This window comes from Mycobacterium sp. IDUB_19 (assembly GCF_055419445.1).
This window is the reverse complement of sequence record NZ_JBVAXR010000067.1, coordinates 1-9,992: the sequence shown is the minus strand read 5'-3', so window position 1 is coordinate 9,992 and position 9,992 is coordinate 1. Positions and strand designations below refer to the sequence as shown.

At 63.9% G+C, this 9,992-nt stretch carries 12 protein-coding genes and 1 pseudogene; 10 read left to right on the top strand and 3 right to left on the bottom strand.

The genetic code is table 11. The annotated features are described in order from the left end of the window. From ACZY0B_RS26005 to ACZY0B_RS25995, 3 genes and pseudogenes are all read left to right on the top strand, one after another. Positions 1-135: pseudogene (locus tag ACZY0B_RS26005) on the top strand (IclR family transcriptional regulator); the annotation flags it as partial. 10 nt (positions 136-145) lie between these two features. Next, complete coding sequence (locus ACZY0B_RS26000) at positions 146-493, top strand: hypothetical protein (protein WP_463767118.1); 348 nt, start codon at positions 146-148, stop codon at positions 491-493. Next, positions 486-1,112, top strand: a complete 627-nt coding sequence (locus ACZY0B_RS25995; protein WP_463767117.1) for a Dabb family protein — start codon at positions 486-488, stop codon at positions 1,110-1,112. The genes ACZY0B_RS26000 and ACZY0B_RS25995 overlap by 8 nt, the downstream gene beginning before the upstream one ends. Here the strand turns inward: ACZY0B_RS25995 and ACZY0B_RS25990 are convergent. After that, positions 1,090-2,007, bottom strand: coding sequence for an SDR family NAD(P)-dependent oxidoreductase (locus ACZY0B_RS25990; RefSeq protein ID WP_463767116.1), 918 nt, complete (start codon positions 2,005-2,007; stop codon positions 1,090-1,092). The genes ACZY0B_RS25995 and ACZY0B_RS25990 overlap by 23 nt on opposite strands. Beyond that, positions 2,004-3,932, bottom strand: coding sequence for a flavin-containing monooxygenase (locus ACZY0B_RS25985; protein WP_463767115.1), 1,929 nt, complete (start codon positions 3,930-3,932; stop codon positions 2,004-2,006). The genes ACZY0B_RS25990 and ACZY0B_RS25985 overlap by 4 nt, the downstream gene beginning before the upstream one ends. 231 nt (positions 3,933-4,163) lie before the next feature. Between ACZY0B_RS25985 and ACZY0B_RS25980 the strand changes: the two genes are divergently transcribed. The 7 genes from ACZY0B_RS25980 (at position 4,164) to ACZY0B_RS25950 (ending at position 9,650) form a co-directional block, all read left to right on the top strand. Beyond that, positions 4,164-4,640 (top strand): nuclear transport factor 2 family protein, encoded by a 477-nt coding sequence (locus ACZY0B_RS25980; RefSeq protein ID WP_463767114.1) that lies wholly within the window; start codon positions 4,164-4,166, stop codon positions 4,638-4,640. 3 nt (positions 4,641-4,643) lie between these two features. Next, positions 4,644-5,516, top strand: a complete 873-nt coding sequence (locus ACZY0B_RS25975; RefSeq protein ID WP_463767113.1) for an SDR family NAD(P)-dependent oxidoreductase — start codon at positions 4,644-4,646, stop codon at positions 5,514-5,516. Further along, positions 5,513-6,454 (top strand): alpha/beta hydrolase, encoded by a 942-nt coding sequence (locus ACZY0B_RS25970; RefSeq protein ID WP_463767112.1) that lies wholly within the window; start codon positions 5,513-5,515, stop codon positions 6,452-6,454. Before ACZY0B_RS25975 ends, ACZY0B_RS25970 begins: the two co-directional genes overlap by 4 nt. Positions 6,455-6,496: 42 nt before the next feature. Next, positions 6,497-6,934 (top strand): nuclear transport factor 2 family protein, encoded by a 438-nt coding sequence (locus tag ACZY0B_RS25965; RefSeq protein WP_463767111.1) that lies wholly within the window; start codon positions 6,497-6,499, stop codon positions 6,932-6,934. 162 nt (positions 6,935-7,096) lie between these two features. Continuing rightward, positions 7,097-8,173: a hypothetical protein gene (locus ACZY0B_RS25960; RefSeq protein ID WP_463767110.1), complete on the top strand. Its 1,077-nt coding sequence runs from the start codon at positions 7,097-7,099 to the stop codon at positions 8,171-8,173. A gap of 17 nt (positions 8,174-8,190) precedes the next feature. Next, a complete protein-coding gene (locus ACZY0B_RS25955) occupies positions 8,191-8,973 on the top strand; it encodes an SDR family NAD(P)-dependent oxidoreductase (protein WP_463767109.1) in 783 nt (260 codons plus the stop codon). Between the two features lie 107 nt (positions 8,974-9,080). After that, positions 9,081-9,650: a PaaI family thioesterase gene (locus tag ACZY0B_RS25950; RefSeq protein WP_463767108.1), complete on the top strand. Its 570-nt coding sequence runs from the start codon at positions 9,081-9,083 to the stop codon at positions 9,648-9,650. A gap of 110 nt (positions 9,651-9,760) precedes the next feature. Here ACZY0B_RS25950 and ACZY0B_RS25945 read toward each other — a convergent pair. Beyond that, on the bottom strand, positions 9,761-9,992 hold a 232-nt coding region (locus tag ACZY0B_RS25945; RefSeq protein ID WP_463767107.1), incomplete at its 5' end, for a ferredoxin.

Genomic DNA, 9,992 nt, shown 5'->3' with positions numbered 1-9,992 from the left:
CGCATGACGGCGATGGGCATCTGGCGCAACGTCGAAGACGGCCCGCCGCGGGTCGCTCCGACGCTTCAGCCGCTGCGGCCGCTGCTCCCCCAGCGGCTCCCGGTGCGTCAAAGCCCCGCGTTGCAGTACGCGTGAGTCCGTTCGCATGACCGCCCGCCGCGTATTCGTCATCGACCGCGTCGTCACCCGGCCGGGCTGCGCCCGGCGCTTCGTCGACGGCTACCTCGCCGAATACGCCCCGGGCGCACGCGATCGGGGCATGACGCTGCGTGACGTCCTGGTCAGTCCGCCGGTCTGGTTCGGCGATGAGGTGAACACTGTCACCATCACCTGGACGTTGCCCGACGTGCAGGCATGGTGGCAGATGACATGGAAAGGCAGGCCAGATCCGTCGTTGGTCGAATGGTGGTCACAGGTAGACGAATTGGTGCAGGAGCGGTCCCGATCCTTCGCCGCGGCAGCCGACGACGTCGACGACCTCTGTGATGTATAGCGTCATCAGATTGCTCGACGTCCTCGAGCCTGATCGCGACCGGATACTTGGTCAGCTGGGTAGTGCCGTCGCCGAAGTCGGCGCCGTGCGCTGGGTCGTACAGCCGACACTGCCGGGCACCCGGAACGGCGGCGACATCATGATGCACCTTCGATTCGATACCAAGGACCATTGGGATTGCGCAGCAGGGACATTTGCTGCGCTTGCGGCCGATCCCGCTGTGACCCGAGTCAACGGCGCGGGCTATTCCGGCGCGGCCGTTCGCTGCGCTGATAACGCGGGCACGGTGTATCGGACGCTGCTGCTACGCGTGGAGCCCCATACCGCCGCGGCCACCGTCGCCCGCTTCGAGCACGAGCTGACGTTGATGCCGCGCTACGTCCCAGCGATCCGGGCATGGCAACTGAGCCGGGTGTCGGATGCCGTAGGCGCTTGTGCGTGGACGCACGTGTTCGAGCAAGAGTTTTCCGACATCGAAGGACTGCTGGGACCGTATCTGATGCACCCCATCCACTGGGCAGTTGTGGACCGTTGGTTCGACCCGGAGACCACCGACGTGATCGTTCGCGACCGGGTCTGCCACAGCTTCTGCGCCATCACCAACTCGGTGTTGAGCTGAACCCGCCTAGCTCCCCGCAGGGCGGGATGCTTGGATTGGCTGTCGCCGGGGGCGGCATCGGCGGCAACAATCTCTTCGCGTCCAGGCTGTGCACTGGCAAGTGCTGCGACCATGGATAGTGCAGGCTGAAGGCAACCAGGCCGGTGCGCTCGGCGGCAGGCAGATGACACATCGCCAGCACGGTCTCAGCCAGGTACTCCACCGGTTCGGTCGGGAAGGTGTCTGGAATGAGCTGTGCCGCACCGGGCGTTCGGATCGCCGTCGAGGGACCAACGCAGTTGACCGCGATGTTCGCGTCGAGCAGTTCGGCGGCGACACCTTGGGTGAAACGGTGCAGCGCGGCCTTCATCGATGCGTATACCACGTCGCCGGACGTCTTGTTGTACTCGCGATACGGCCGCACCGGGGCCACCCCCGTCACCGAGCCAATGTTGACAATCCACCCCGCGCGTTGCTTACGCATGTAGGGCACAACGGCTTTCGTCAGCACGAACGGCGTCCGCAGGTAGTGCTCGACGGTTCGGTCAAACGTTTCCAGACTCATGTTCTCGACCGACGAGTAGTCGGCGAAGCCGGCATTGTTGACCAGGATGTCGATGCGACCGGTCTGGTCGAGCACCGCGTCGACAAGACCGGCGCGCGCGTCGGCGTCTTCGAGGTCTACGGCCAGCCCGAACGCCGATCCCCCGACGCTCTCGATCAGTGCGATGGTCTCATCGATCGTCCCCGGCAGCGCCGAAGCGACCCCGGCCCGCATGGACGGCGAGGATGTGTGGTCGCGCGCCGTCACTGCTACCGTGGCACCTTCGGCCGCCAGCCGCCGCGCGATCGCACGGCCAATCCCCCGGCTACTGCCAGTGACTAAAGCCGTTCTACCGGACAGCAATTGGGTCATCGTAACCTGAAGTGTTCTTCGATTGGCGCTCGGTGTTGATGCCAGAGGTCCACCAGCCGGTACGGCGTAGCCACCACCACTCGGCCCGAACCCGAGCGGTAGTAGGTGTGCGCATTCGGGGTGTGACACCACACCGTGCCAGCCATCGCCTCGTCGATTTCGGCCACATAGTCGTCGTAAGCCTGTTGTGTAACTTCCATTGTCGTCGCGCCACGCAGTGCCATCAGTTGCAAGCACTCAATAACGTAGTGCGACAGCACTTCCATCGAGAAGTTGGCGCCGGCGCCGTGACCGGGACTGTAGTTCGGCGCCGAATTGATGAACAGATTGGGAAATCCGGGCACAGTACCGCCGCGGTAGGCACGGGGGCTGTCACCCCACTCGTCGGCGAGCTTGCGCCCGCCACGGCCGCGAATGTCGATGGTGGACAGGAAGTCAAGGTGGTACCCGGTAGCATAAATGATGGCGTCGAGGTGGATCTGCCTACCATCCTGGGTCACAATACCTTTCGCATTGACCTCAGCGGGCTCATTGGCTTCCACCTCGACGTGATCACGGGTCAGCGCCGCGTAGTAGCCGCCCGGGTCGCGAATGATCCGCTTACCGTACGGCGCAAAATCCGGGGTTACCTTTTTCGCCAGTTCCGTTCCCGCACCGAAAGTTGTGTTGATGTAGTCCATGCACATCCGCAAGAGCACATCGTTGGCGGGTGAGATCGATAGATGCGTAGTGGCCCACTGCGGGTCCTGCAGGATGACGGGATAATTGTTGTCCGCCGTGCCCCAGTACGACTTCAGCCGGTTCCAGTTGGCGTAGTAAGGCACGTGACGACCGAGGTAGCGACGGTACGCGGGAACGTCGTCGGTCAGTCGCCTCCGCGGCGCCACCCAGTGTGGCTGTCGCTGAAACACCGTGAGGTGCTCAACCTCGTTGACGCAGGCGTCCACGATCTGCACCGCTGTGCAGCCGGCGCCAATGATCGCCACTCGCTTGCCGGCGAGATCCAAGGATGAATCCCACTGTGCGGAATGAATACTGTTGCCCGCAAACGTCTCCCGGCCCGGCAGCTCGGGCCAGCGCGGTCGGTTAAGGTAACCCGCGGCGGTGAGCACCACGCGCGCATGGTTCACGTCGCGGTTGCCGTTGCGGTCAATCGAATGGATTTGCCACTGCTCGCGGTCCTCATCCCACCACAGCGCCTCGACTTCGGCGCCGAATCGTATGTGTTCACGCAATCCGTACTTGTCGGCCAGCGCCACCAGGTACGCCTGGTATTCCGCGCCCTGCGGATAGTAGCTCGTCCATTCCGGATTAACCTCGCGCGACAACGAGTAGTACGCCGAGGGCGTGTCGACGCCGATGCCGGGGTAGGTCGTGGTCAACCAGGTACCGCCGACTTCGTGGTTACGTTCGAAGATTTCGTAGTCAATCCCGCGTTCGGCAGCCGCGAGGGCGGCGATGATGCCGGCGAGCCCGGCACCGATGATGGCCACTTTCGTCGTTTCGGGGATCGGCACCGTGCGTGGCAGCGTCGGCTGCGAGAGCTGAAAACCGCCCTGCTCGAGCAACAACGGAACGAACTCGTCCTCCACCTCGGACCCCAGCGCTAGCGGCAGCAGGCGCCTGAATAGCACGGGGTCATCGACGGCCGGAGCATTGGCTGGGGGATCCTCATCAAGCGCCTTCAGTAGGGAGTCCACCAGCTCCGCGGCGGTGTTGGGATCGGTGACACCGGCCCGCTCTGGCGGATCGGGCACGTGGGAGATCTTGGGCCCGAATTTCTCGATCACCGATGGATCGCCGGTAAGTTGCGCCAGCACCGCGACCAGCACTCCGGGGTCGGCCTGCCCGAGTTTTTCGCGCAGTTCCTCACGATCAGGCGCGGCTGGGCTCGGGGACGACATCGATTCGGCGGCGGCGGTCATGACATTGAGTATCGAGGGGCACAGGCGGGTTGGGCAGTGCTCTGTCTACTCAGCGGGAGGTGAGCAACGCGACGTCGGCTTCACCGGCCTACCCTGCGACGTATGCAACGGGTGGACTCCCCTGAACTTGACGCTGTGATTGCGCAGGCGTGGGCTGGCTGACGACAAACCGTGTTCCACTGACCGGGCATTCTCGGTGGTACCGCGGCCACGCGGGAGTTGACTATTGCGATGAGCAACGAGGTCTCACTGCCCGAACTACAGGAGTTCATCGCAGGCTTTTGGTACCACTACGACGAGGCGCACTACGACGAGTTGGCGGCGCGCTACGCCGAGAACGTGCGTTATCTGACCCGAAGTGATTCCGGCGCAAGCCCATTCGAGGAATTGATGTCACCCGAACTGCACGGCCGCGCGGCCGTCATGGAGTGGTTGACCGAACATCGCCAACAGAGTCCGTACCCGTTGCGTCACCACGCCACAAATGTGCACCGCACGGGCACCGCGGGTGATATCACCCAGGCGCGGTTCTACATCTTCGTCAACCAAATCGCCAATTTCGTGCCGTTTGGGGTGTCCAGCGGCGTGGCCAACGTCGGCGTGCGCTACGGCGGCGATGGGCTGGAGTTCACCGAGATGGACATCATTCTCGACACCGCGAACTCGGTCTTGCTGTCCGAGCACACCGCCGACAGCGCCGCGTCATAGCCGGTGAACGTCCACGAGATATTCTCTGGCGGCGTCGCCGTCATCACCGGAGCCGGCGCGGGTATCGGTGCAGGACTGGCTCGACACGCCAGCCGGTTGGGGATGACGGTGGTGCTGGCGGACATTGACGCCGACGCCATCGCCGCACTGCGCGACGAACTCTCCGCGGCGGGAGGCTCGGCGCTAGACGTTGTGTGCGACGTTCGCGAACCCGATGCCGTGCAGGCGCTCGCCGAGAAGACCTACCGGGATGTCGGTGCGGTGCGGCTGCTCGTCAATAACGCCGGGATCGAACAGTTCGGCTACCTGTGGGACACACCGGTAGCCAACTGGAAGCGCGTCATCGACATCAACATCAGCGGAGTTTTCTACGGTGTGCGGGCCTTCCTACCCAAAATGATGGCCACCGACGACCAGGCCTGGGTGTGGAACCTGTCTTCGGTCGGTGGAGTGGTGGCGATTCCGTTGCAGGCGCCTTACATCGCCAGCAAGCATGCCGTACTCGCGTTGACCGAATGTCTGCGGCTTGACGTGCGGTCGGCTGGACACGACCACCACATTCACGTGCAGGCCGTGCTGCCCGGTGCGGTGGTGTCTAACATCTTCGAGTCCGCGGGCAGCGTCGACGCCGACGCGGCCAGTGATTGCGGGGCGGCGGAATCTCAGCGATCGGCCATGCTCGACATCAAGGCCGAAGCTATGGATCCGATCACCGCCGCCGAGGTGCTGTTCGAGCAGGCTGCCGAAGGGCGTTTCTATCTCCTCACGCAACCCGAATACGTGGGAAGAGCGATGCTCGAACGAGCGAATACACTTGCGGCACAACGGCCACCGACGCTGCCCACCAAACGCCGCTTCGATCCCGCACAACAATGAGCGTGCCGCCCCTTGACCCCGATGCCGCTGCCAGGGCGGCGTCGTTCGGCCACGTCCCACCGATGCGGAAACGAGGTCTGGCGATAGTGCGTGATTCCCTTGAGTCGGCGCCACTGCCGGCGATGCCGGACATGGCCGAAGTAACCGACCGCGTCATCGCTGGACCCATCGGCGAGCTTCCGCTGCGCATCTACCGACCGACTCAAGACACCATCGCGCCGGGGTTGGTCTATTTCCATGGCGGTGGCATGGTGTTGGGCTCCAACCATTCCTTCGAGCCGCTAGCCCGCAACCTGGCACAGGCGTCCGGTGCAACCGTCGTCGCGGTCGAATACCACCTCGCGCCCGAAGCTCCACCCCCGGCACAGTTCGACGACGCGTACACCGCGACCGCATGGGTCGCCGCGAACGCAGCCGAATTGCGCCTGGATCCAACCCGAATCGGGGTGATCGGTGACAGCGCGGGTGGCACGCTGGCCGCCGCCGTCGCCCTGGCTGCCCGTGACCGAGGTGGTCCGGCATTGTTCTGCCAGGTGCTGCTGTACCCGGGTGTGGACCGCGACATGACGGTTCCGTCGCTCACCACACTGGAGTCGGCGCCCATGCTGACCCTTGACGACATCCACTACATGAACGAACTGGCTGATGCCGGAACCGGGCCTCCAGCTCACCCCTACCTCGTGCCGGCGTATGCCACGAACCTGTCCCAGCTGCCGCAGGCAATCGTGGTGACCGCCGCCGTAGATCCGATCCGCGACTGGGGCGAACGGTACGCAGAGCGGCTACGGGACGCAGGGGTACAGACCACAATCACCCGTTATCCCGGTGTGTACCACGGCTTTCTAATGCGCTCGGAAACAGTCGCCCGCGGCGGCCTGGCGTTCGCCGAAATAGGCGCGCTAATCCGGGCGAAATTCGCCCATCCACTCCCTTTTTGACGCGTGGCAGGCGCCCCAAGCCGCAATGGAAGTTGAGGCAAAATGACAACAGACGACCTGCGTTGGGTCGCCGAAGAGCGGGCAATTGAGCGCGCATTGGTCCGGCTCGCCCGGGCGATGGACGACCGAGACTGGGCGACTCTAGCGTGCATTATCGCGGATGACGCCATCGGCGATCTGGGGACCGGGCATCTGGAGGGCGGGGTGGCGATCATCGACCTCATCCGCGGCTACCTCGACCATTGTGGGCCAACCCAGCACCTGCTGGGCAATGTCCTGGTCGACGTCACCGGCGCAACGGCGGTCAGCATCGCCTACGTCCATGATCTGCACCTGTCGACCCGCCAGCCGCAGACCGTCTTCCATACTCTGGGGGATTACCATGACCGCTGGGAGCGCCGCGATGGTATATGGCGACTTGTCGAGCGGATCAAGCTGAACCGCGCCTCTGTCGGCTCGCTGGACGTGTTCGATGCGTGACGCACGTGGGCGAAGAGTTCTGTCGCTTCCCTAGCCGCGACAGATATCGCCCGAGTTGGATCCTTCGTCCCAATCACCGGACATCGGTGGCTCGTTGGCGTCCCAATCCGGCGAAGATCGATTGCAGCAACATGATCGAGCGCCATGCCGAAGGAGATCTCGATGCTGACTGACGAGCGGCGGACAGAGTTGTCCAACATCCTGCGGCCGGCCGCACCGCCCCGGGAAATCACTGACGTCTACACCGACGATCAGCGGGAACGACTCCTCGACGTCGTGCGCACCGAAGGCCCCTGGAAGCTGATCATCGCGCAACACTTCGCGTCGGCCGACGAATTGATCGCGACCATGAGCGGCGTCTTCCCCGAAGGTTTCACGCCGTCGCTAGACCTGTTCCTCACCCCGACGTTCCGCGGCTACCTCGCCAACCACGGCACATTGCTTTACCCCCAATTGCACGACTGCTTCTACAACTCGAGGTTCCTGGAAATGGCCAAAAGTTACTGGCATGGCGAATACGCCAAACCACAGCTGATGCTGTTCAACATCAACGGGCCGTGCGCCAATCGCGATCCGGGACACCTGGATTCGCCGAGCTTCCGCGGCATACGGCACGAGAACGCACCGACCTGGCTCACCAGCGTGATGGGCAAGTCCGGTCTCTTCCAGGACTACCTGATCAAGATGGCACAGGTCATCACCTGGTTCTCGCAGGACACCGGCAGCGGATTCACCTACTGGCCTGACGGGCCGCTGAAGGCCCCCAGGCGAGTCTTGCCACCGATCAACAACCGTGGCGTCGTGGTGCAGAACGAAATGATGGTGCACCGAGGTGAGGCGAACGGGCCAGTGGACCAACAGATTCCGGCTGACTTGGCCTTCGACACCACGTTCACCGGTGATCCCGACGACCGGGACCACTGGCTGCTGGAGAATGGCCCCAATGTGATTGCCCGCCACCACACCGACGAATTGCGGTTCCTGGTGCACTGGTCGGCCGAGGTGTTCTCTGATTTCGACGAGCTGAAGAAGAACATGGAAGGCTCCGACGACCTGACTATCGAGAAGGCCATCGACATCATGGTCGACGACCTCCACGCCAGCGGCATCAAGCTCGACGTACCCAACGAACCGTTGCACGATCCGGCATTCATCAACGCGCTCAACTCCGCCTACGACCTGGGCGGCCCAGACAGCTACCCCGAGGAGGCGCCAATTAGCGCCTTCCAGCTGGCCTGAGCGAAAGGGATTGTGCAATGCAGCGTTTCGCTGATCGACGCGCTATCGTCACTGGGGCAGGATCGGGTATCGGACGAGCGACCGTGGCCCGGTTGCTCGACGAGGGCGCCACCGTCGTCGGTTGCGACGTCTCCGCGGAGGGCTTGGAGCACACCGCGATTGCCGCCGACGAGGCCTGCACTGGCAAGCGGCTGACCACCACGGTCCTGGACGTTTCCTCCGAGAACGACGTCACCACCACGGTCGACGCGGCGCTGGCAGAGCTCGGCGGCCTCGAGGTCTTGGTCAACGCGGCGGCCATTCAGCGCTGTACGCACACCCACGAGCACAGCCTCGACGACTGGAACGCCACCCTGGCAGTGAACCTGACGGGCACTTTCCTGATGACGCGCCAAACGCTGCCAGCGCTGCTGGCTTCCGGCCGCGGTGTGGTAATCAACTTCACCTCCACCGCAGCGTCATTCGCGCATCCTTACATGGCGGCTTATGCGGCCAGCAAAGGTGGGGTACTTTCGTTCACGCACTCCTTGGCGCTCGAATACGCCAAGCAAGGGCTGCGCGCGGTCAATATTCAGCCGGGCGGCGTCGCCACCGCACTGGCCTTGTCCACCCTGGACAAGATGCCCGAGGGGTACGACCTCGGGTTGTGGGCCAAACAGACGCCGCTGCTGCACGGCAGGAGCAACGAAGTCCTCGGGGATCCCGGCGCGGTGGCGTCGGCAATTGCCATGGTGGCCTCCGATGACGGCGCGTTTATCACCGGCACCGAGATAAGGATCGACGGCGGCGCGCACGCATGAGCTCAGCTGCTAACTGCGAAAGCTTGAGTCGACGTCGTCCAATTGTGCGCCAATTGTTTACCTCTCGAGTCAGAGCTGATCCAGCTCGGATAGTGGGCATCAAGCAAATGACTGACACTCTCCACGAACGGCTGACGCAGTCGGTGCGACGGCTAATCGACGTCACGATTCGCAGCGAGGCCGACGAAGCCGCCGTGGCGCAGGCCCTCTCTCTGGTCGATCAAACCGTCGAGCTGTTGAGCGCGCGACTCATGCCTGGATCGTTCGGTGTCCGCACCAACCCCGACGGCAAAAACATCGTCGCGGGCAATGTGGCTATCGGACTGCGCAACCCCATCGCTCCGCCGTTGGAGATCCGGCACGACGGGGCGGGCGGCGTTCACGCCGATGTGCACCTTGGCGCTGGCTACGAGGGGCCGCCCGGCCATGTGCACGGTGGGATGTGCGCTCTCATCCTGGACCATGTCCTGGGCGCGACCGCACATCAGCCGGGCAAGCCGGCGTACACCGGCACCATCACAGTGCGCTATCTGCGCCCCACGCGGCTGGGTGCATTGCGGGCCGAGGCGCGGGTAGAGCGGATCGACGGCACCAAGACGTATGCGGTGGGCCATCTCGCTAACGTCGACGGTGTCACGGTGGAGGCCGAGGGCGTATTCATCACACCCCGGGAATAACTCGACATCGACGAGTAGCCATCCACTCGGCTACGCGGTCTGCGCAGCCGTTGCGGCGCGCTCTGGGCAGGTCATGCCGAGAAGGCGCCGAGCCGCGCTCGTGTCGGGAATTACGGTGCTAACGAGCTGGTTTCGTCGACGATCGGTAGAGACCCGTGGCGTACCGCGTCGCGGATCGATTCGCTGAGCGCCGAACACACCAGGAACACACCCCGGGTTGCGTGCGCCGACACCTTCTCGGCTTCGGCGCGCTCGGCGCACCGGTCCGTCGCGTCGGCGTTCCACTGCACGCTGGTCTGGTTCCAGGCGCTCTTGCGCACCAGCACCTGCGCGCCGCAGCTA

Excerpts from the sequence above, each read along its gene's own strand:
- ACZY0B_RS26000 (WP_463767118.1), top strand. The coding sequence starts at position 146 with ATGACCGCCCGCCGCGTATTCGTCATCGACCGCGTCGTCACCCGGCCG.
- ACZY0B_RS25995 (WP_463767117.1), top strand. The coding sequence starts at position 486 with ATGTATAGCGTCATCAGATTGCTCGACGTCCTCGAGCCTGATCGCGAC.
- ACZY0B_RS25990 (WP_463767116.1), bottom strand. The coding sequence starts at position 2,007 with ATGACCCAATTGCTGTCCGGTAGAACGGCTTTAGTCACTGGCAGTAGC.
- ACZY0B_RS25985 (WP_463767115.1), bottom strand. The coding sequence starts at position 3,932 with ATGACCGCCGCCGCCGAATCGATGTCGTCCCCGAGCCCAGCCGCGCCT.
- ACZY0B_RS25980 (WP_463767114.1), top strand. The coding sequence starts at position 4,164 with ATGAGCAACGAGGTCTCACTGCCCGAACTACAGGAGTTCATCGCAGGC.
- ACZY0B_RS25970 (WP_463767112.1), top strand. The coding sequence starts at position 5,513 with ATGAGCGTGCCGCCCCTTGACCCCGATGCCGCTGCCAGGGCGGCGTCG.
- ACZY0B_RS25965 (WP_463767111.1), top strand. The coding sequence starts at position 6,497 with ATGACAACAGACGACCTGCGTTGGGTCGCCGAAGAGCGGGCAATTGAG.
- ACZY0B_RS25960 (WP_463767110.1), top strand. The coding sequence starts at position 7,097 with ATGCTGACTGACGAGCGGCGGACAGAGTTGTCCAACATCCTGCGGCCG.
- ACZY0B_RS25955 (WP_463767109.1), top strand. The coding sequence starts at position 8,191 with ATGCAGCGTTTCGCTGATCGACGCGCTATCGTCACTGGGGCAGGATCG.
- ACZY0B_RS25950 (WP_463767108.1), top strand. The coding sequence starts at position 9,081 with ATGACTGACACTCTCCACGAACGGCTGACGCAGTCGGTGCGACGGCTA.